We start from the raw sequence: 20515 nt of genomic DNA on the forward strand, positions 1-20515 counted from the left end.
GCGGCTGCAACTGCGCAAACGTCTGCTGACACGAGATCAGGTGAAGTAGGGGTTCTCGCCCGAGGCGTGGTCGGTGAGGTCGACGACCCGCTCGACCTCGGGGATCAGCTCACGCAGCGTCCGCTCGATTCCTGCGGTGACGGTGGCATTCGCCATGCCGCAGCCCTGGCAGCCGCCGCCCAGCTTGACGACCACCGTGTCGCCTTCGACCGACACCAACTCCGCGAACCCGCCGTGAGCGGCAATCGAAGGGTTGATGCGCTTGGTCAGCACCTCGCGGACGTTGTCCTCCACAGTCCCGTCAAGATCAAGCTGAGCGTTTGGCCCGAGGTCGGGCCGGTTGGGGTTGCGCAGCACCAAACCGGGCTGGTTGGGATTCGACGGCAGGTCCAATGAGGCACCGTCGAGCTTCGGCACATCGCGATCGGGAATGAGCACCGTCAGGCCACCCCCCACACCGAACGGCACGTCGGCCGGGTCGGCCTCGGCCAGCAGCTCGAAGGCGAGATCGTAGGTGTAGTCGACGCCTTGAGCGCCGGTCACCTCGATGCGCAGTGCCAGCTGATCGCCGTCGACCTCGCTGTCGCGCAGCTCGATCACCTTGTCAAGAGCGGTCGGCGTGACGTCGAATGTCTCGCGCCGCGCCTCCATCATCGATTCACGCAAGGCGTCAGCGGGTGCCATCTGGTCGCTCAAGGCCATGCCCGCAGCCTACTGAGGGCGCCCTTCGGCGCCTTGGGAAGAGCCCTCGCCTCGCCGTGGGCATCCGCACAGCGAGCGCCGGTCGCCGACCGCCCGTGGGCCCGGCGGCGGTAATGTCCGGCGGGTTCGCCGGCCCTCCCAACGAGAGCGCCGCGTCGACCAATCCGGCAAGGAGAGCGATATGGCATTCCGCGCATTGATGCTGCACGAGCAGGATCGGGCCGTCACGGCCGAGCTGGCCGACATCGATGACAGCCAGCTGCCCGACGGCGACGTGACGGTCGCTGTCGAGTACAGCACCCTGAACTACAAGGACGGGATGATCCTGGGAGGGATCGGACGGCTTGTTCGCACGTACCCGCATGTGGGAGGCATCGACTTCGCCGGTGTCGTCGAGTCCTCCGACGACAGCCGCTTCGCCGCGGGCGATCGCGTGGTGCTCACCGGCTGGCGGGTCGGCGAGACGCACTGGGGCGGGTACGCAGAGCGAGCACGAGTCAGCGGCGACTGGCTGGTCCGGCTGCCCGATGGACTGACGACCTTCGAAGCGATGACGATCGGCACGGCGGGGTTCACCTCGATGCTGGCCGCCCAAGCGCTGGAGACCCACGGCGTTGGATCGGGTCCGGTACTCGTCACGGGCGCTGCGGGCGGGGTCGGCAGCGTCGCAGTGCACCTGTTGTCGGCGGCCGGCCATGCCGTTGCTGCTTCGACGGGTCGGCCGCAGACCGCGGACTACCTGCGCAACCTCGGCGCCTCCGAGATCATCGATCGGTCGGAGCTGTCTGAACCGCCCCAGCGGCCGCTCGGCAGTGAACGATTCGGCGGATGCGTGGACGCCGTCGGCGGCACCACACTGGCGAATGCGCTGACCCAGATGTCGTACGGGTCGAGCGTGGCAGCGTGCGGCCTCGCAGGGGGCAACGGGCTGGATACCACGGTCATCCCCTTCCTGTTGCGCGGTGTGAACCTGCTCGGCATCGATTCGGTCATGTGCCCCTATGAGCCGCGCGCCGCGGCATGGCAGCGGCTGGACGAACTCGTCGACCGGGATCTGCTGGCGTCGATGGCGACGACGGTGGGTCTGGGCAAACTCGCCGACCTGGGCCCGAAGATCCTGGCCGGCGAGGCGCAAGGGCGAACTGTCGTGGACGTGCGCGCCTGACGCCGCATCTGTTGATGTGCGCGCGTGAGGCGGCATCTGCCCGCGAGCGCGAGCGATGAGCAGGATGCTGAAACATGCAGGTTTGGACGGACGCGCACATTGCTGACCTGCAGGTTTGCGTTTGGCAACCACCCGAGAATCGACTATTTCAGCACCCTGTCAGAGCACTGAGGCGATCGCCGCGAAGCCCGTCAGCAGCATCGCGGCCACCACGAGGACTGCGGTCCACCACAGGCCAGGGCTGCGCTGGCGGAGCGGGCGCAAGTTGCCCGCTGCGTCATATCGATGCCGCGTCATATTGATCCTCGCACCCCACTTGCGCCTAGCCCTTCAGCTTCCACTCGATGGCGCCGATCTCGTTCTGGACCTTGACCTCGATGTCTTGCGTGGCCGCCGTATCGGATCGCTCGAGCGTGCACAGGAACGTATGGCCGACGGAGACCACCAGGTACTGGTCATCGCCGCAATTGGCCTGGACATTGAATCCCAGCGCCGTCGCAGCCTCAGCACCCAGCGCCGTCTCGGTGGCATTCACCTGCATCACTGCTTGGCGAGGCCGAATTTCCCGGCGGCCCTGCTCGTCGATGATCGTCACCTGTGCCTCATAGAACGCGCCCTCGACGAGGCCGTCGCACAGGAACGTAGAACCCGGCCTGATCGGGGCGTCTTCGGGACAGTCGATGTCGGCAATCGCGGCGGGCGCCACCACGCTCTGCAGGTAGTCCTGAACTTCGCGCTCAACTTGGGTCTGCTCGGTCCCGCCTCCGCAGGCTGCGAGCACCCATGCCGCCAGCAACGCCAACGAGACGACCCGCCCGGATCGACCGATACGGCGCGAACCTGCCGACCACGACCGCGCGCGGGTTGACTCCAGCGCGGGCAGTCTGGTCAAGATGACGGCCTCCGGGTAGGAATGACGGGACACTAGCCCAACCCCGCCGGGGAGCCTGCAATTCGCCCAAACAGCGAAACCGAAGTTCATTCGTGCCGTCTGCGACACGTCGCGTCGCACCCGAGACTGGCTTCCGATCAGATGAACGGCCGCTCGGTGTACCGACCGAAGACGTCGGCCAAGGCGTTGGTCACCTCTCCCACCGTGGCCCGCGTCCGGACACAGTCGATCAGGTGCGGCATGAGGTTGGCGTCGGTTTCAGCCGCCCGGCGAAGCGACACCAGTGCCTCGGAGACAGCGGCCTGATTCCGGTCGGCTCGAACCTGCTGCAACCGCTTGACCTGACGCTGCTCATCGTCGCTGGTGATCTTCAGGAGGTCGATGTCGTCGTCCTCGCTGCCCTCGGTGAAGGCGCTGGCCCCCACCACGACCCGGCGACCTGCATTCACCTTCTTCTCGAAGTCGTAGGCCGCGTCGGCGATCCCGGACTGGTACCAGCCCTCGTCGATCAGGCGGAATGCGCCCTCGAGCATCGAGCCGTCACCGAAGTCGTCGATGTGGGAGAACATCTCTTCCGCCTCGGCCTCGAGCTTGTCGGTCAATTCCTCGATGAACCAACTGCCCCCGAGCGGGTCGATCACGTTCGCGGCCCCGGTCTCGTGGGCGATGATCTGTTGGGTCCGCAGGGCAATCCGGGCTGCCTTGTCGGTCGGCAGCGCCAGCGCCTCGTCCATCGAGTTGGTGTGCAGGCTCTGGGTGCCTCCCAGCACCCCGGCGAGCGCCTCGATCGCCGTGCGGGCGATGTTGATCTCCGGCTGCTGCGCAGTGAGGGACACGCCCGCCGTCTGGGTGTGGAACCGCAGCATCATCGACCGCTCGCTTTGCGCGCCGTAACGGTCGCGCATCCATCGAGCCCAGATGCGGCGTGCCGCTCGGTACTTGGCGATCTCTTCGAAGAAGTCGATGTGAGCGTTGAAGAAGAAGCTCAGGCGCGGTGCGAATTCGTCGGTCGACAGCCCCCGCTCGGCGGCGGCCTCGACGTAGGCGAACCCATTGGCCAAGGTGAATGCAAGCTCTTGGGCCGCCGTCGAGCCCGCTTCGCGAATGTGGTAGCCGCTGATCGACACCGAGTTCCACCGGGGCATCTCGTTGGTGGCGAACTCGATGGTGTCGGCGACGAGGCGCATCGAGGGCCGCGGCGGGTACACCCATTCCTTTTGGGCTTGGTACTCCTTGAGGATGTCGTTTTGCAGCGTGCCGCCGAGCTTGCTGCGATGCGCGCCATGTTCTTCGGCGTTGGCCACGAACATCGCCCAGATCGTGGCGGCGGGCGCGTTGATCGTCATAGACGTGGTCGTCGCCTCAAGGTCGATGCCGTCGTACAGCGTTGCCATGTCCTCGATCGAGTCGACGGCGACGCCGCAACGGCCCACTTCGCCCAGCGACATGACGTCGTCGGAATCGAGGCCCATGAGGGTGGGCATGTCGAATGCTGTCGACAGGCCGCCGCCGCCCGCTTCGAGGATCTCGTGGAAGCGCTTGTTGGTGTCTTGCGGTGTTCCGAAACCGGCGAACATCCGCATCGTCCACAGCCGGCCGCGGTAGCCGCTGGCGTGCACACCGCGCGTGTAGGGGTATTGGCCGGGCCAGCTGACGTCGGGGTCGGGCTCGGCCTCGGCAGGCGCGTACAGCGGTTCCAAGTCGAGGCCGCTCATCGTTTCGAAATCGGCGTCGCGCACCGAGGTGGCCTCGAACTCTGCTTGCCAGCGCTCGCGTGTCACCGGTTGCCTCCTGGGGTGTGCGGCTCCGTCGACCTCGAGGCGAACCCAAACTCGACGCCACGTACAGCGTTCGCAGTGTAGGCAGGGCAGTGTGGGCAGGCCGGTCCGAACGGGACCGGGTTCAGGCGGCGAACGGGTCGACGGGTCCGCGGCCGCTGCCGAGGCGGCGAGTTGCCCCCGCCGAGATTGCGCGTGTTGTCAGATCGTGGGCACGGTCAATCGCAGCATCCAGACCGGTGCCCTTGGCCAGTTCTGCACAGATGGCCGCCGAGAAGACGTCGCCCGACCCACGAACGTTGCGGGTGTCGATGCGCGGCGCCGACAGCAGACGCACCTTGCCGCTGCAGACGACGACGTCAGTGATCGTCTCGCCAGTCCGGAGTCGGCCGCCGGTGACGATCACGGCCTCGGGACCCGCGGCTGCGAGCTCGTGGGCCGCGTCGATCCACGCCTCGACCTCGTCACTCAGATCGCTGCCCAGCAGTCGGCCCGCTTCGAGATGGTTGGGAGTCACGACCCGGGCGCTCGGCAGCAGGCGTGTCGCGACGGATCGCTCGGCTTCGGGGCTGAGCATGGGTTCGCCGGCACCGTCGACCAGCACCGGATCCACAACCAATTGGGGGAGCCGCCGGGCAGCCACCGATGCGACGGCAGCGACGGTCTCAGCAGTGAGCAGCAGGCCCGTCTTGGCAGCCGCAATTGGCATGTCGTCGAGCACCGCGTGAATCTGTGCCGCCACCAACTCGGCATCGACGGGTTGCGCAGCTCGGAACTCGGCGGTGTTCTGTGCCGACACCAGCGTCAGCGCAAAGGCGCCGTGCACGCCGGATGCGGCGAACGCGCGCAGGTCCGCTGCGAGCCCGGCCCCACCGGAGGAATCTGCCCCCGCGATGGTCAACGCTGCGGGCGACCAGGTGTTCTGTTCGGGTCTGCTGAGATGCTCGCTCCGGGCGCCGCCGAACATGGCCCAAGTACAACATTTCGGAGCACCGAACCGCAGTCATCAAGCGGTTGGGCCGCGCAGTGCTCAAGCGGCAGAGCGGATCGGCGAAGCCGCAGCCCGAACAGCCCGCAAGCACCATGGCATCAGAATCGGAAACAAGAGCGGGCAGCAGCAGTTGGCACGGCGAAAGGCCGGCCTCCACGCTCTGGGCGGCGGCACGGGTGGTTAGCGTCGTCGGGCGATGGCCGGATCTGCACCGAATCTGAGCGAGCAACGCGCTGGCGGCGGTGCTCCTGTCGGCACTGTCGGGATCATTGCGAACCCGGTCTCGGGGCGCGATGTTCGCCGGGTTGCGGCGCGAGGCGCTGTGTCCACCACCGAGGACAAGCGCAATCGCATCGCCCGAGCAGTCATCGGCGCCGTCACCGCCGGGGCGACGCGAATCGTGGCCATGGCAGAACCGTTCGGCATCGCCACCGGGGCGCTCACCGACCTGCGCATAGATGCCGAGATCGAGATCGTCGACGTCGGTGCGACCGTCTCGCCCACCGACACGGTGCGCGCTGTCGAGGCCATGCGGGCACGCAATGTCAGCGTGCTGGTCACGCTGGGCGGTGACGGGACCAACCGCACCGTCTGCGGGGTGTGGCCCGAGGCCACCGTGGTGCCGATGTCCACCGGTACGAACAACGTGTTTCCCAGCCTGACCGAGCCCACGGTGGCCGGTGCCGCCGCCGGGCTCCTGGCGAGCGGCGTGGTCGACCCCGCGGCGTGCGCCCCCCGTTCGAAGCTGATCACGGTCGGATGGCACACCGGGGTGCCGCCGGACGGTTGGACCGAGATCGCGCTGGTCGACGCAGTGACGCTGGCCGACGACTTCGTCGGCAATCGGATGCCAGCGGACGGGGCGCTGCTGCGGCAGGTCCTGGTGTCGCGCGCCCATCCCGCAAGCATCGGGTTGAGCTCACTGGCGGGGCTGCTGCGGCCTTGCCCCTTCGACGAGGACGCCGGCGTGCTGGTGGAGTGCGGACCGGGCGGTCGGCCGATGCGCGTCGCGCTGGCACCCGGGCTGTACCGGACGGTGCCCGTGCTCGATCACCGCCGTATCGAGTTGGGTGAAGCCGTGGAGCTTCGAGGCCCGACGGTGCTGTCGCTTGACGGCGACCGGGAGCGCACGATCGGCGCTGACGAAGCGGCGACTGCTGTAGTGCAGCGCTGCGGGCCGCGGGTGGTGAATGTGGAACGGGCGTTGGAGCTCGGAGCCGCAGCCGGGGTGTTCGAGACCTCTCAGGCACGGACGGGCGACCGTGCACTCAACGAAGCGTCGAAGGTCCACTACCACCACGCCGACGGCACACCGATTCGCGATTGCTGCTGAGCGATGGCATCCGGTCGAGAGCGTCAGACGGTCGCGTCCAGGCGGCCGGGTAATTCCCGACTAATCAGGTCGGGTTTATCGTAATATGGCGCTATCCTGCCCGACACGTTCCGTGCCGCGGCCGGCACTGCCCACGATGGAGGACCAACATGGCACTGCGCCTCAACGACACCGCTCCCGACTTCACCGCCAACACCACCGAAGGCGAGATCAACTTCCACGACTGGATCGGCGACGGATGGGCACTGCTCTTTTCTCATCCGAAAGACTTCACCCCGGTGTGCACCACCGAGCTCGGAGCCGTCGCCGGGCTGAAAGACGACTTTGCCGCCCGCGATTGCAAGATCATCGGTATCAGCGTCGACGGGGTGAGCGACCACACGAACTGGAAAGCCGACATTGCCTCCGCGACCGGCCACGAAGTCAACTACCCGCTCATCGGCGATCCTGAACTGAACGTCGTCAAGCTCTACGACATGCTTCCCGCAGACACCGGCGACACTTCCGAAGGCCGCACCGCAGCCGACAATGCCACGGCTCGCACGGTGTTCATCATCGGCCCTGACAAGAAGATCAAGGCGTCGCTCACCTACCCGATGACGACCGGCCGCAACTTCGCGGAGATCTTGCGCCTGCTCGACTCGTGCCAGCTCACCGCTGCCGAGCAGGTCGCCACGCCGGCCAACTGGCGCCAGGGCGAGAACGTCATCATCGTGCCTGCGGTCTCGAACGAGGCTGCGGCCGAGAAGTACCCCGACGGCTGGGAATCGCCGCTGCCGTACCTGCGCCTGGTGCCGCAGCCGGGCAGCTAGTTCAAGCGGGATTCGGCGGCGATTTCGGCTTCGAACGCCGGAGCGCCGTCGAGTCTGCGCATCGTGGCGGGCATTTCGCTGCGAACTCGCTGATGAAAGACGCGATCCTGCGCGAGGGCGTAGGGGTACGCGGCCTGACCAGAACGCAGCAGCGGCACGTGCAGCGGCCGGCTGTTCGTAGGGCCTGGGCGGTCCTGCTCCACCAGCGTCTCGGACACGGCTTCGCCGTTGCGCACTACCCGGTACGGCCGCACCACGCCGCCACGCGTGGCCTTGCCCTCCGATGTCTTCTGCACCGGGATGACGGGCTCGAACGTGCCTGAGTATCGGGCAATGGCCACTGCCTTGTACACCATGCCGGCGGTGGCGTGTCCCGAGCCCACTACGAGCTGGGTGCCCACGCCGTAGCCATCGACCGGCAGTTCCGCCAAGTCGGCGATGCGGTACTCGTCGAGGTCGCCCGACACCACGATGCGAGTCGACTCGGCGCCGGCATTGTCGAGCCATCCACGCACGCGCGGCACCTCGACGGTCAGATCGCCCGAGTCGATGCGCACAGCGCCCGGAACGCCGCCGAGCCGCTTCGCAGCGGCCAGCCCGCGCTCGAGCCCGGTGCGCAGGTCATAGGTGTCGATGAGCAGCGTGGTCTCGAGGCCGTGCGCGCGCATCTGCGCCTCGAACGCTGCTTCCTCGTCGTGATGCGCCAGCGTGAAGGCGTGTGCTGCCGTACCAGCCGTCGGGATGTCGAACCGCGTGCCGGCAGCCAGATTGGAGGTGGCATCGAAGCCGACCAGCCAGGCCGCTCGCGCTGCGGCCACGGCGGCGAGTTCGTGGGTGCGGCGACCACCCATTTCGATGAGATGACGTCCGACCGCGGCGTCGTGCATCCGTGCCGCGGCTGAGGCGACAGCGCAGTCGTGATTGAGCACCGACAGGACGAGAGTCTCCACCAGCAACGCCGCGCCGAACGAGGCGTCCACCCGCAGCACCGGGCTGCCGGGCACGTAGATATCGCCCTCTCGGTAGCTCCAGGCATCGCCGTCGAACCGGAACGTGGCGAGATGCTCCAGCAGCGCGTCGCTGAAGCGGCCCAGGCCCGCGAGATACTCGAGATCGTCGTCCTCGAAGCGGTAGTCGGCCAGCAGCTTGGCCAGGCGCCCCGGGCCAGCCACCACGCCGTAGCCACGGCCGGGCGGCAGCCGCCGGGCGAACACCTCAAAGCACGAGCGCCGCGACGCAACCCCCGACTGCAGGGCCGCATCGAGCATGGTCAGCTCATACAGATCGGTCATCATCGCGGTGCCCATACCGAAAGTCTGCCCGCAATCGCGCAAGGCCGCCGCCACGGATTTGCTACGGCGCGACCTGCACACGGCAGCCGTGGCAGCTCGCTTCGGTACCTGCGGTTGCGGCGATGTCGTCGACGGGTCACGCCCGTGCGGGGTCGGGCATGGTTCGCTTGAGGAATTCGTCGAAGAGCGGGACTGTGAATGCGGTGTCGCCGTGAGCGGGGCTGTACAGCATGCCCTTTTCGATGAGCCCGGATCTGCGGGGCGCCACCGAGGTGACCAGGACACCCAGCGCTGCGGCGATGTCGCCGGAGCGGTGCGGGCCGGGTCCGAGGTCTGCCATGGCGCGAAGGTACTGCCGTTCCTTCGGTGTGAGGCGGTCGAAGCGCACGCGGAAGAAGTCCCTGTCGAGTGTCTCGATCACGGTCGGCGTGGTTGCACGCACGTCGTCGAGCGTGATCGGGCTTGCCGGTGCTGCGTTCCACGCATGGAATCCCCACTCCTGGACGAAATAGGGGTATCCGCCTGAGGACCCCACGATCGCCGCTGCGGCCTCGCTGGCGAACTCCACCTCTTGTTCGGCAGACGGAATCGTCAGGGCTGCGTGAGCATCGTCGATGGCGAGCACGTCGATCTCGGGAAACGTGAAGAGCCGCTCGGTGTAGGTCCGCGCCCGTCCCGCGAGGCCGCGCAGCTGCGGCAGACCGGCCGCCACCACGAGCACCGGGAGATCGAGCTGCGAGGTTCGGTGGATTGCGCCGATCACGGCGCCCATCTCCTGCATGCTGAGGTACTGGGCTTCGTCGATGCCGAGCACGACCCCGGTCCCGCAAGCTGCCGCCGCCTCGCCTGTCGCCACGAGCAGGTCGGCGAGGTCTTCGTCCAGCAGACCCGAGTCGGCAACGCCCGGCGTCGCGTCCACGCCGACGGAGATGTTGGTGCCGTCTGGCAGATGCAGCGCGAAGCCTCGCAATGCGCCGAGCGCACGCGTAACGGCACGTCGAACAGGCGATGTCGCCAACTCAAGCAGCACGCGACGAAGCCGTATCGCGAGCTGGCCGGCGAAGCTGCCCGAGTCGGTCGCCTCGATGAACGCCGTGCGAACGCCTTCATCGGAGGCGATCTGCAAGAAGCGGTTGAGCAGCACCGTCTTGCCGACGCCGCGCAGCCCGAGCGGCATGCAGCTCTTCCCCGGCTGGCCCGCGAGCGCCCTCCGCAAGGTCACGCCGAACTCATCGATCAACTCGTCACGGCCGACGAGCGCTATCGGCGTCGTGCCGGCACCCGGTCGATACGGATTCAACAGACGATCCATCGCTCCACCGGCCCCTCAGCTCTTCCCACGCCGCTGATCGATCTCGCGGCCATCCGCACGCGGCAACATCTCAACAGAGATTACATTAGATTATGAATATTACTTTCAAGAGACATAATCTCTGCCAATCTCGCCGCTGACAATCGGACGAGTCACAACCGCACCCGTCGGGGGCACAACCACCATCATGTGCGCGAAGCGTCGCATATTCGAAGTCGATCCGCCCTCTTGGCGAAATGCGGCTCTTGACGCTTTGGCGTGGGGTGAGGGTGTCAGGCCACGGCCCAGTCGGCTGAGAGGGCTTCGGCTTGTTCGAGGACGGTCTGGGTTGCTTGTTCCTGCTTGTCGGGCGGGTAGCCGTGACGCTTCAGGATTCGCCTGACCTTGACGCGGATGCCTGCGCGGACGTTCTCTCGCAGGGTCCAGTCGATGGTCACGCTGTTGCGAACTGACTCGACGAGTTCGCGGGCGATGGCCTGAAGCGTCTCGTCACCGAGAACGGCGACAGCGCTGTCGTTCGTTTCCAAGGCGTCGTAAAACGCCACCTCGTCTTCGGTGAGCCCGAGCTGCTCGCCTCGCTCGTCGGCCTCTCGGAGTTCGCGGGCCAGCTCGATCAGCTCTTCGATGATCTGGGCGGCTTCGATGCCTCGGTTCTGGTAGCGGCGGATGGTCTCCGCGAGCATGGCCGCGAACGACCGGCCTTGCGTCACATTGCGACGCTGACGCTGGCGTACTTCGGAGTTCAGGAGCTTCTGCAGCAATTCGACGGCCAGGTTTCGATGGGGCATGTTGCGGACTTCTGCCAGAAACTCCTCGGACAGGATCGAGATGTCGGGCTTGTCGAGACCGGCGGCCTCGAAGATGTCGGTCACCTCACCGGACGACACGGCACGAGAGATGATCTGGCGGACAGCATGGTCGAGGTCGTCTTGGGTTCGTTCCTCCTCAGGCGAGCGCTGCACCAGCCGGTTGCGCACGGCTTGAAAGAAGCCCACATCGTCCCGGATTCTGATCGCCGCCTCAGCGGGCACGGCGAGTGCGAACGCCTGGGACAGTTCCCGGACGACCTGCACGAAGCGGTCCTTGCCGTTCTCCTGTGCGAGGACGTGTTCTTGAGCAGCGGGCAAGAGCGCGAGCCGTTCAGCCGGAGCCCCGTCCACCCATTTCGACCAGTCGAACCCGTGCATGAGTCCCGAGCACACGTCGTGCTTCTCGAGCATCACCGCAACCGCGTCGGCACGATTGAGGACCGCGTCGCCTCTGCCGCCGCTCTGCGTGTAGGTCCGCAGCGCCTGCCGCAACTCGTGCGCGAGCCCCAGGTAGTCGACAACGAGGCCGCCGGGCTTGTCTCGGAAGACCCGGTTGACACGTGCGATTGCCTGCATCAGCCCGTGGCCTCTCATCGGCTTGTCGACGTACATCGTGTGCAGGCTGGGCGCGTCGAAGCCTGTGAGCCACATGTCACGCACGAGAACGACACGCAGTGGATCGTCGGGATCACGAAAGCGGTTGGCGAGCATCTCGCGGCCCGACTTGGGGCGAATGTGCTGCTGCCAAGCAGTCGGGTCCTCGGCTGAGCCGGTCATCACGACCTTGATCGCGCCACCGGAGTCGTCATCGCTGTGCCACGACGGCCTCAGCCGCACCAGCTCGTCGTAGAGATCGACGCAGATGCGCCGGCTCATGCACACCGCCATGGCCTTGCCGTCCATCACATCGAGGCGGTTCTCGAAGTGCTCGACGATGTCGGCAGCAACGAGCGCGACCCGATTGGGCGTGCCGACTACCGCTTCAAGCGCGGCCCACTTGGTCTTCAGCTTCTCGGTCTGCGCCAGCTCTTCGCCCTCGGTTGCTTCTTCGAAGTCGGCGTCGACAACCCGTTCTGCTTCTGGGTCGAGGCGGAGTTCTGCCAAGCGGCTCTCGTAGTAGATGGGAACCGTGGCTTGGTCTTCGACGGCGCGCTGGATGTCGTAGACGCTGATGTAGTCGCCGAAGACGGCTCGGGTGTTGGCGTCCTTCTGCTCGATCGGGGTGCCTGTGAAGCCGATGAATGATGCCTGCGGCAGCGCATCACGCATGTGCCTTGCAAATCCGTCGATGAAGTCGTACTGGCTTCGATGTGCCTCGTCGGCGATCACGACGATGTTGGAGCGTTCGGAGAGCACGGGATGCCGGTCGCCCTGCTCCTCAGGGAAGAACTTCTGAATCGTCGTGAACACCACGCCGCCGGACGCAACCGCCAGCTTGCCCCGCAAGTCCGCTCGGCTCGCGGCCTGAACCGGCGGCTGACGGAGAAGGTCTGAGCATCGCGAGAACGTTGAAAACAGCTGATCGTCGAGGTCATTCCGGTCAGTCAGCACGACGAGGGTGGGATTCGCCATGGCGGGCTCGCGGATGATTCGGCCGGCATAGAACGCCATAGTGAGCGACTTGCCCGAGCCTTGGGTGTGCCACACCACGCCGATGCGGTGATCGTCGACGCTCGACTGTTCGCTGCGGAGCGCCTCGGCAAGTTCGGGCCGGCTACGGCCGGGTCCCAACCCGGCAGCGCGCAGCGTCTCGCCGACAGCGACGTTGACGGCGTGGAATTGGTGGTATCCCGCCATCTTCTTGCCGAGCCGGCCGCTGCCGTCGTCATCAAACACGATGAAGTCGCGAATCAGCGGGAGAAAGCGGGAGGGCGCACAGGCGCCGCGCAGAAGTACCTCAAGTTGCGGCGCGGTGACTTCGGCGACGTCGTCTCCGTCGATGGTGCGCCAAGCCTTGAACCATTCGCGGCCGGCGGTGAGCGTGCCGAGACGCGCATCGATGCCGTCGGAGACGATGAGCGTCTCATTCATCGCGAAGAGGGTCGGAAGCTCAGCCTTGTATGTCTGGAGTTGCTGCCATGCCGACCACAGCGTCGCATCAGAATCGGTCGGGCTCTTGAGCTCGATGATGCCGAGCGGCAGCCCGTTGACATAGAGCGCTATGTCGATACGCCGGCGGTGCTCGCCATCGGTCACGGTCAGCTGCCTGACGGCCAGCCAGTCGTTTACCTCTGGGCGGTCGAAATCGACGGCATGTGCTCGAGCACCACGGGTATCGCCGCCGTCGACCTTGAACTCGACAGCGACTCCATCAACAAGCATCCGATGGAAGGAGCGGTTGCGTGCTTCCAGCGTCGATCCCTGAGGATTCGCCAGACGTCTGAATGCGGCGTTGCGCGCAGGCGCGGGCATCCCAGGATTGAGCTGATCCAATGCCATCCGCAGCCGCTGCTCCAGCACAACGGCGCCATGATCGGCCCGCTCTCCACTGCCGCCGTCAGCAAGCAGGTCCGGTCCCGTCGCTACCGACCAGCCAAGGTCCGCCAGCCAAGCGAGTGCGGCATCCTCAACGCCGGCCTCGTCTACCCCGCTCACACCCACTGCCTCATCTCTGTTTGTCTACGTACAGCGACTGGAATCTTCTCAACAGCGCCTGCTTGGAGCGCTGACCTGACCCGAGACCAAGATCTGCTGGCGCTCGGCGTTCAGTCGGAAACTCGCAGCACGCCCGCGAGGCCCGCCGCGCAGCGGCCGAGCCGCAGATCGAACCGGCGTAACAGGTCAGCTTCGAGACCTCGATCGCGGCACTGGTCGCCCACGAATTCGGCGACTCGGATGGCCGCTGTCGCATGGCGACGCAGATAGGCCTCGTCGAAACGCTCGACAGGCCGAGCATCGGCATAGCTTGCACCTTGGTGCCATTCGTGGAGCCGGTCAAGACTGATGCCGACCGCCGCACTCCGGAACGCCTCTGCGACCCAGTCAGGCTGGTGGGTGAGCAACACCGGAATGCGGTGCTCGCGTTCGGGGGCAGTGCCGGTGGCGACGATCTGGGCGATCTTCGCTGCAGCCTCGAAGATCATGTGCGCCGCAGCACAGCCCTGAGCGAAGCGCAGGTCTTCCTGGTCGGCGAGTTCGCTGGTGTCGCCTGCGTCGGCTGCCTCGATCTCCTCCTCGGAGGGCCGCAGCCGTTGGGTCAAGGTCGATACCGCAGCTGAGAAGTTCCCGAAGCGCTGTTCGATTTCCGCGGTCGGAGTGGCGGGCAATCCGATCTCCTTGTCCCAGTCGATGGGTCCATGCTCGACGCTGTCGGCCAGACAAACAGCGTCACGGGCGATGCGCGCTTCCAGCGAGCACGGTACCCGCGTGGTGCGCACTGCCCATTCGGGCGCGTCGGTGACCAGCACGTCGACGCTGCAGCCCGTTGCCGACCGCGCGCGTGCCTCAAGGTCGCTGCGCCGCTCGCTGCGATCGCCGTAATCGGCCAAGTCGTCAAAGATCGCCACCAAGTCGATGTCGCTGACGGCGCTTGCTTCGTCGCGCGCCAACGAGCCGAACAGAAGCACCGTGCCCGCACCAGCATCGACAATCTCCTGAGCAGCTCGGTGCGCCGCCGTCACAGTGGGAGCGGCCATGAGCCGAGACTACTGCGAAGCACCCGAAACTGAAGCAACTTGGGCTATCGCGTCCAGCTTCTCGGTGACTTCGGGGTCGATGTCTTCGAGCGGGACGTGGTCGGCCAGTTCGTAGAAGCTGCGCTTGAGCATGAGGTTCGGCAAGTTGAGCTTCTCGAAGTAGGAGGCGAACAACGGGGTCAGGAAGTCGTCACTGACCTTGGTGTCTGGGTCCCACGGAGATATCTGCCGCAGCGTCCGCAGGGCCGACTCGACTTCGGCTGCGGCGTCGCTCATCGCCACTTGACGCCTCTCAACTTCACCGGCTTCCCACAATTGGCCGATGACTGCACCGCGTGCCGTGTCCTCCGCGAACGCCTCAAGCGTTGCAGGGGAACACAGATAGTTCTCGATCTCCCGGCAGTGCCACGCAAGGCATTCCAAATCGTCCCCGCCGCCCTCGCCGGGATGTTCGTCCAGCAACACGACACCGCGTAGCTGCGGCAATGCCTCCCGCAGGCCGAAGAAATGGCGTTGGGCACTGGGCAATTGATTGCCGACGTAGTGGACAAAGGGCTGCGCGAGGGCCCGTTTGGCATCGTCGTGGCCCAGCCGGTCGGCAAATGCTTGCAGGATCGCCAGATCGGTCGAACCTTCGAGATACAGAACCCAGCCCATCGCTTCTGCGAGGGCGTACTGCTCGAAACCGATGTCGCGCAGCGACTTGAGCAGTTGGCTGCCGCGGTCGTCGATGCGGTGGGGACGACCGACGAATGCGACCACGGCGTGGCTGCCGGCCGCCTCATTGAGCAGCACCTCGGAGTGGCTGGCGGCGACGATCTGGCTGCCGGTCTCCGCAGCGACATCGTTGATGACCCGGTACGTCTGACGCTGCCGCAGGATCTCGAGGTGAGCATCGGGCTCATCGAGCAGCAGCACCGCACCTTCATTGGCGTACATGTAGGCCAACAGGAGCAACGTCTGCTGGAAGCCGCGGCCGCTGGAGGACAGGTCGAGCCATGTGCCGAGCTCCCGATATCGCATGGTGATCTCGCCGCGGGCGGTGACGTAACGCGGTGCTTCGATCTCCGCGCCGAACAGTTCGTCGACTCGCCTGCTGAGATCGATCCATCGCTCGGGGGCCTCTTCATGCACGCGATAGCAGAGGTTCCGCAGCACCTCAGCCGTGCGGCCTTCGCCGATGCGCACATCGATCGCACCTCGGTCAAGGCGGACTTCACTTCCGGTCAGACCGGACATCGGCGGCAAGAACGCGACCTCTACCTCATGCGCCTCGTCGGGAATGGGCATTCGCTCGGCACTCGACGCCGGCTCTGCCCGCAGCGGACGGCAATAGAGGGATTCTTCGTTCGCGTAGTCGAATTCCAGGCCGCACTGCCAAGAGCCACGCGGCCCGACGCCTTCGACAACGATCTCGACGCGGATATTCTCCGTACGTTGCCTGCCATCGACGCGGTGCGTGTTCCTTGTGCGCAACTCATGCCAGAGCAGGTTCGCTGCCGGGACCGGCAATGAAACCAAGTCTCGACGGTTGACCGCGACACCGGGACGCTTCTCCGGTGCCGACGTGCCCGCGCGTTTCTCGCTCCACAGCTGTAGCCCAGCATGCCACAGCGCCAAAGCTTGCAGCGCAGTTGTCTTCCCGGAATTGTTCGGACCGATCAGTACCACCGGGTTGGCCAACTCGACCTCGGCCTCGCCAAACCGCTTGAAGTTCCGCATCACCAACCGCGTCAACACGAGGCCGCATCCTCAGATTCCCGTACCCGAATCTCGCCCGAAATCAATTTCGGCAGCAGCGCATCTCGCACTTGGATCAAGCACCTGCTGCTCTGATCTAGCGTGTGGTCCAGCCTCCAGAGGCTCGATACATGGCTCGAGAATGCGTCAACGAGAGCCTTGGTGGGAATCAACTGCCTGCTCATATAAGCCATATTGCGATTGAGGCCAGGAACAGCTGAGTCTGCCCCGATGGATGCAAGTGCTTGTAAGCCGAGTGCATAGTATAAGAATTCCAGGGTTAGACGCTCATCTGACACCTCCACGTAATACGTAGTGTCGATAGGATAGAAATCCTCATGGACTCGCACGACCATTCCGGGATTACCTTTCCGGCCAACAATGATCCCGGGCCCATCAACATATTTCTCATTGTGCCACCCCACTCGCCCATTCGACCCGAATACCGGGACAGATCCCGTTAATCGCTTCGAAGCCGGCAATGCCTTGCCATACAACAATTGCAAAACACTGCCAAGATTATCTAGTTGCCAACCGGCGGGGATTGGGCCGAGTTCGGAGTCGGTGAATTCGTCGGGGAAGAGGTCGTAGAGGTGGGCTGGGAGGCCCGGAAGCGATTCGCCTTCTCGCCAGCGGTCTTCCATCTTGGCCCGCACAGGTTCAAAGTCAACGAACCAAGCCTTGAACAACGCCGACGCCATCTCCTCCAACGTCGCACACATCCGCCGATTCAACTCGATCCTGTCGTCCAGCGCACCCAAGACATCGGCTATTCGCCGTTGTTCGTCCTTGTAAGGCACTCTCATTCTGATGAGCTTTAGCACCGATCCGGATAGCTCACGGAATGTAGATCCCGAAGCATGTCGCTCGAGTTCGGCCGTATTGGCAAGAAGCCAGTAGTACACAAATTCCGGCCAATGCTCATCTCGGACCACTAGGTTGCGGAAGCCTTGGTTGGTTGAAACGGGCTGAGCCGCGAGTGCAACGTACCCGACAGGGGCCCGCGTGGTGAGCAGCACTGTTCTCTTCGGCACCAGTGTCGCCGAAGATTGGTGCAGTCCTTGTTCAGTGAGGCTGCGGTTTCCTCGTGTTACATAGCGACCGTGCGGCACGGAAAGATCCTTGGGCGTCAACCATGGCACATCGCCACCAAAGTACTCCGGACGCTTCGTTGAGGGGGTGCCACCTCCCACAATGTGGGCGATATCTCCGACTGCGACATCGCGCCAACCGTCGACTACTCGCGCTTCTTGTAGGACCACATACATTCTTTCGATTTCTCGGCAGAAACTATCAGGGAGGGCCTCCCACTCCAGGACATCGACGAGGAAAGGAAGCGGCGCATTCGCTAAGGCTTCGCGAAGTTCCATAAGAGCTAGCGGGCCGAGTACATCGCTGCCGATGACTGCCAGATCGAGATCTGAGTATGGTCGCGCTCTCCATGTAACACGAGATCCGTAGGCGCGCACCTCACACTCCGGGACATGACGGTGCAGCAGTTCCAGAACTGTTGCACGATCAGCCGGGTCGAGGTCGATGGCATCATCTATCACGTCATGCTCCGCCACGGTTTGCCGATGAGTCTGTCGTGCAGTGCGACTGCGTCTCGGATATACGGACCAACGATGGCAAGGCAGGCATCGGCCTTTTCCTCGCTGTAATCGTGTGACGTGTCATTTCTGATGCTCCAATATCTCAACCAGTCGGGAAGTTCTTCGCCCAGCAGCGAATTGGTTGCGCCGAGTTTGAGGACTTCGACCGGGCTGGTCGGCACGTCGTTGAGCTCGAGTACTTCGCCGAGGTGACGCCTCAGTGTCTTCCAGCAGGTGTCTATGCACACTTCGAAACGCTGTATGACGGACTCTCGCATGCCATCGACGATCCATGATGGGTACCCGTCGAGGTCATGCAGTAAGTGCTGGTGCTGCTCTTCTAAACGCTGGAGAGAACTGGTGAACTTGCTGTAATCGATCCGCGCATCACCGTCAGTCATCTCAAAATCCATACCTGCGCGCAATACGGACTGCGGTGATGTCGTTGTCGCCGGGATCCCATCTGGCGTTTTCGTTCTCGCCCTCCCAGTCTGCATGATCGGGCTTGTGTCTGATGCTGATGGCGCTGAGGCTGTCTGACGAGACGTTGTCGAAGCCGTCCTCATAGCCGTCCACCACGACTCGTGCATCCGCGGGGAACGTCGCCAGCAGATCGATGAGCCCCTTGACAGTCAGCGCGCTGTCAGGCCCTGATCCGGTGTCCGGTTTGCTGTCTCCCATTGTGCCGGCCTCCGTCCTGCGGCATGACTACTAACTGTCTGCCGGGGCCGACGGCACCAAGCAGTCCTCAGAAGCCCAAGGATTGCAGGTTCGCTTCGATCTGGGAATCCAATTTCGCTGCTTCGGCTTGCTGGGCGCGCCACTGGGCTGCCAGGCGGGTCATCTTGTCGGCGAACGGCTCGCCGTCGTCGGGCTGGGGTGCCACGCCCACGTAGCGGCCCGGCGTGAGCACGCAGTCGTGAGCCAGCACGTCGTCGACCGAGACCGACTTGCAATACCCGAGCTCATCGGCGTACGGGGCGGCGCTGTCTGCCGACCGCCACGCGTGGTAGGTACTCGCAACTTGGGCGATGTCGTCGTCGGTGAACTCGCGATGGGTGCGGTCGACCATGCGTCCGAGTGTTCGAGCGTCGATGAACAGGATCTCGCCCCGCCGGTCGCGCAACGCACCTTCGCCGGTGCGGTCCTTGGCCAAGAACCACAGGCACGCCGGGATCGCGGTCGTGAAGAACAGCTGGCCCGGCAGGGCGACCATGCAGTCGACGAGGTCGGCTTCGATCAGGTTCTTGCGGATCTCGCCCTCGCCTGACTGCTGAGACGACATCGAGCCGTTCGCCAGCACGAAACCCGCGACGCCCCGCGGAGCGAGATGATGCACCATGTGCTGCACCCAGGCGTAGTTGGCGTTGCCCTTGGGCGGCACGCCGTAACGCCAGCGCTGATCGTCGCTCAGCCGGTCTCCGCCCCAGTCGGACACGTTGAACGGCGGGTTCGCCAAGATGAAGTCTGCCCGCAGGTCCCCATGACGGTCGTCGTGGAACGAGTCGCCGTGTTCGATCTGGCCCCCGATGCCGCGGATCGCCAGATTCATGCGAGCCAGGCGCCACGTCGTGTAGTTGGACTCCTGGCCGTAGACGGAGATGTCGGTGCGTGCCCCGCGAGGCGGCGCTGCGCCATTCCCGTTTCCGTCGGCGTGAGCCTCGATGAAGTCCACCGACTGGACGAACATGCCCGCAGAACCGCAGCACGGGTCGTACACACGGCCTTGATACGGCTCGATCATCTCGACGAGCAGCCTCACCACGCAGCGAGGCGTGTAGAACTCGCCGCCGCGCTTGCCCTCAGCATCAGCGAACATCGACAAGAAGTACTCGTACACCCGCCCGAGCACATCGCGGGAGCGGGCTGCCGCATCGCCCACCGTGACGTTGCCCAGCATGTCGATGAGCTGCCCGAGTCGTTCCTGGTCGAGCGCCGGACGCGCGTAGTCCTTGGGCAGCACACCGCGCAGCGCCGGGTTCAGCGCCTCCAACTCGTCCATGGCCATGTCCACGATCGAGCCGATCGTCGGCTGCCGAGCCTGAGCGACAAGCGTGTCCCACTGAGCAGGCGGTGGCACCCAGGCGACATTGCGCCAGCGGTACTCGTCGATGTCGTCGGGATCGGCGCCCTCGTCCATCTCGTCTTCCAGCTGTGCCCGCACCTCGCTGAACGCATCCGAGACGTACTTCAGGAAGATCAGACCGAGCACCACATGCTTGTATTCGGCAGCGTCCATGCTCCCGCGCATCTTGTCGGCTGCGGCCCACAGCGTCCGCTCGATGTCGGCCAGATCGCCGCCGGTCTCATCGCGCTCACGGGATGTGTTCGTGGGCATTTCTCGGCTCCGCTGTGAACTCGACCGGCGCAGTGGACGTTCGCACCTGCATTCGTTTCTACTCCAATCGGACTCGCATCGACGCAATCTGATGAGCAACGGCCGCCGCGGCGACCGTCACGGC

17 protein-coding genes are annotated in these 20515 nt (G+C 65.0%); 3 read left to right on the top strand and 14 right to left on the bottom strand.

Annotated features, from left to right (window positions below):
• Positions 1-36: 36 nt before the first annotated feature.
• Complete coding sequence (locus tag ACOGJB_RS07550; protein WP_419840197.1) at positions 37-702, bottom strand: NifU family protein; 666 nt, start codon at positions 700-702, stop codon at positions 37-39.
• Between the two features lie 181 nt (positions 703-883).
• Between ACOGJB_RS07550 and ACOGJB_RS07555 the strand changes: the two genes are divergently transcribed.
• Positions 884-1867 carry an MDR family oxidoreductase gene (locus ACOGJB_RS07555; RefSeq protein ID WP_419840198.1) on the top strand — a complete coding sequence of 328 codons (984 nt, stop codon included), beginning with the start codon at positions 884-886 and terminating at the stop codon, positions 1865-1867.
• 159 nt (positions 1868-2026) lie between these two features.
• On the opposite strand, the gene ACOGJB_RS07560 is transcribed toward ACOGJB_RS07555, so the two are convergent.
• From ACOGJB_RS07560 to thiD, 4 genes are all read right to left on the bottom strand, one after another.
• On the bottom strand, positions 2027-2164 hold the full coding sequence (locus tag ACOGJB_RS07560; RefSeq protein WP_419840199.1) for a hypothetical protein: 138 nt from the start codon (positions 2162-2164) through the stop codon (positions 2027-2029).
• 25 nt (positions 2165-2189) lie between these two features.
• Complete coding sequence (locus tag ACOGJB_RS07565) at positions 2190-2669, bottom strand: DUF4333 domain-containing protein (protein ID WP_419840200.1); 480 nt, start codon at positions 2667-2669, stop codon at positions 2190-2192.
• Positions 2670-2896: 227 nt separating this feature from the next.
• Complete coding sequence (locus tag ACOGJB_RS07570) at positions 2897-4540, bottom strand: acyl-CoA mutase large subunit family protein (protein ID WP_419840201.1); 1644 nt, start codon at positions 4538-4540, stop codon at positions 2897-2899.
• Between the two features lie 121 nt (positions 4541-4661).
• Positions 4662-5504, bottom strand: coding sequence for a bifunctional hydroxymethylpyrimidine kinase/phosphomethylpyrimidine kinase (gene thiD / locus ACOGJB_RS07575; RefSeq protein WP_419840202.1), 843 nt, complete (start codon positions 5502-5504; stop codon positions 4662-4664).
• A gap of 220 nt (positions 5505-5724) precedes the next feature.
• Here thiD and ACOGJB_RS07580 point away from each other — a divergent pair, with 220 nt between their 5' ends.
• Together ACOGJB_RS07580 and ACOGJB_RS07585 are read left to right on the top strand one after the other, a co-directional pair.
• Positions 5725-6861, top strand: a complete 1137-nt coding sequence (locus ACOGJB_RS07580; protein ID WP_419840203.1) for an NAD(+)/NADH kinase — start codon at positions 5725-5727, stop codon at positions 6859-6861.
• 149 nt (positions 6862-7010) lie between these two features.
• Complete coding sequence (locus tag ACOGJB_RS07585) at positions 7011-7673, top strand: peroxiredoxin (protein ID WP_419840204.1); 663 nt, start codon at positions 7011-7013, stop codon at positions 7671-7673.
• Here ACOGJB_RS07585 and pncB read toward each other — a convergent pair.
• From pncB to ACOGJB_RS07630, 9 genes are all read right to left on the bottom strand, one after another.
• Positions 7670-8980 carry a nicotinate phosphoribosyltransferase gene (gene pncB / locus ACOGJB_RS07590; RefSeq protein WP_419840205.1) on the bottom strand — a complete coding sequence of 437 codons (1311 nt, stop codon included), beginning with the start codon at positions 8978-8980 and terminating at the stop codon, positions 7670-7672. The genes ACOGJB_RS07585 and pncB overlap by 4 nt on opposite strands.
• A gap of 121 nt (positions 8981-9101) precedes the next feature.
• On the bottom strand, positions 9102-10277 hold the full coding sequence (locus tag ACOGJB_RS07595; protein ID WP_419840206.1) for an ATP-binding protein: 1176 nt from the start codon (positions 10275-10277) through the stop codon (positions 9102-9104).
• A gap of 272 nt (positions 10278-10549) precedes the next feature.
• Positions 10550-13681, bottom strand: a complete 3132-nt coding sequence (locus ACOGJB_RS07600) for a type I restriction endonuclease subunit R (protein WP_419840207.1) — start codon at positions 13679-13681, stop codon at positions 10550-10552.
• Between the two features lie 110 nt (positions 13682-13791).
• A complete protein-coding gene (locus tag ACOGJB_RS07605) occupies positions 13792-14721 on the bottom strand; it encodes a nucleotidyltransferase family protein (protein ID WP_419840208.1) in 930 nt (309 codons plus the stop codon).
• Between the two features lie 9 nt (positions 14722-14730).
• Entirely contained in the window at positions 14731-16461 is a 1731-nt protein-coding gene (locus ACOGJB_RS07610; protein ID WP_419840209.1) for an ATP-dependent nuclease, read from the bottom strand.
• On the bottom strand, positions 16455-18029 hold the full coding sequence (locus ACOGJB_RS07615; RefSeq protein WP_419840210.1) for a restriction endonuclease subunit S: 1575 nt from the start codon (positions 18027-18029) through the stop codon (positions 16455-16457). The genes ACOGJB_RS07610 and ACOGJB_RS07615 overlap by 7 nt, the downstream gene beginning before the upstream one ends.
• Positions 18011-18454, bottom strand: coding sequence for a nucleotidyltransferase substrate binding protein (locus tag ACOGJB_RS07620; protein ID WP_419840211.1), 444 nt, complete (start codon positions 18452-18454; stop codon positions 18011-18013). The genes ACOGJB_RS07615 and ACOGJB_RS07620 overlap by 19 nt, the downstream gene beginning before the upstream one ends.
• 1 nt (position 18455) lies before the next feature.
• Positions 18456-18734, bottom strand: coding sequence for a hypothetical protein (locus tag ACOGJB_RS07625; protein WP_419840212.1), 279 nt, complete (start codon positions 18732-18734; stop codon positions 18456-18458).
• 67 nt (positions 18735-18801) lie between these two features.
• Positions 18802-20391: a type I restriction-modification system subunit M gene (locus ACOGJB_RS07630; RefSeq protein WP_419840213.1), complete on the bottom strand. Its 1590-nt coding sequence runs from the start codon at positions 20389-20391 to the stop codon at positions 18802-18804.
• Positions 20392-20515 lie beyond the last annotated feature (124 nt).

This window comes from Candidatus Poriferisodalis sp., assembly GCF_965208895.1.
GTDB lineage: Bacteria > Actinomycetota > Acidimicrobiia > Acidimicrobiales > Poriferisodalaceae > Poriferisodalis.

What these genes read in the sequence shown, in the direction of transcription:
- ACOGJB_RS07550 (WP_419840197.1), bottom strand. Translation starts at nt 702, where the DNA reads ATGGCCTTGAGCGACCAGATGGCACCCGCTGACGCCTTGCGTGAATCG.
- ACOGJB_RS07555 (WP_419840198.1), top strand. Translation starts at nt 884, where the DNA reads ATGGCATTCCGCGCATTGATGCTGCACGAGCAGGATCGGGCCGTCACG.
- ACOGJB_RS07560 (WP_419840199.1), bottom strand. Translation starts at nt 2,164, where the DNA reads ATGACGCGGCATCGATATGACGCAGCGGGCAACTTGCGCCCGCTCCGC.
- thiD (WP_419840202.1), bottom strand. Translation starts at nt 5,504, where the DNA reads ATGTTCGGCGGCGCCCGGAGCGAGCATCTCAGCAGACCCGAACAGAAC.
- ACOGJB_RS07580 (WP_419840203.1), top strand. Translation starts at nt 5,725, where the DNA reads ATGGCCGGATCTGCACCGAATCTGAGCGAGCAACGCGCTGGCGGCGGT.
- ACOGJB_RS07585 (WP_419840204.1), top strand. Translation starts at nt 7,011, where the DNA reads ATGGCACTGCGCCTCAACGACACCGCTCCCGACTTCACCGCCAACACC.
- pncB (WP_419840205.1), bottom strand. Translation starts at nt 8,980, where the DNA reads ATGGGCACCGCGATGATGACCGATCTGTATGAGCTGACCATGCTCGAT.
- ACOGJB_RS07595 (WP_419840206.1), bottom strand. Translation starts at nt 10,277, where the DNA reads ATGGATCGTCTGTTGAATCCGTATCGACCGGGTGCCGGCACGACGCCG.
- ACOGJB_RS07605 (WP_419840208.1), bottom strand. Translation starts at nt 14,721, where the DNA reads ATGGCCGCTCCCACTGTGACGGCGGCGCACCGAGCTGCTCAGGAGATT.
- ACOGJB_RS07620 (WP_419840211.1), bottom strand. Translation starts at nt 18,454, where the DNA reads ATGACTGACGGTGATGCGCGGATCGATTACAGCAAGTTCACCAGTTCT.
- ACOGJB_RS07625 (WP_419840212.1), bottom strand. Translation starts at nt 18,734, where the DNA reads ATGGGAGACAGCAAACCGGACACCGGATCAGGGCCTGACAGCGCGCTG.
- ACOGJB_RS07630 (WP_419840213.1), bottom strand. Translation starts at nt 20,391, where the DNA reads ATGCCCACGAACACATCCCGTGAGCGCGATGAGACCGGCGGCGATCTG.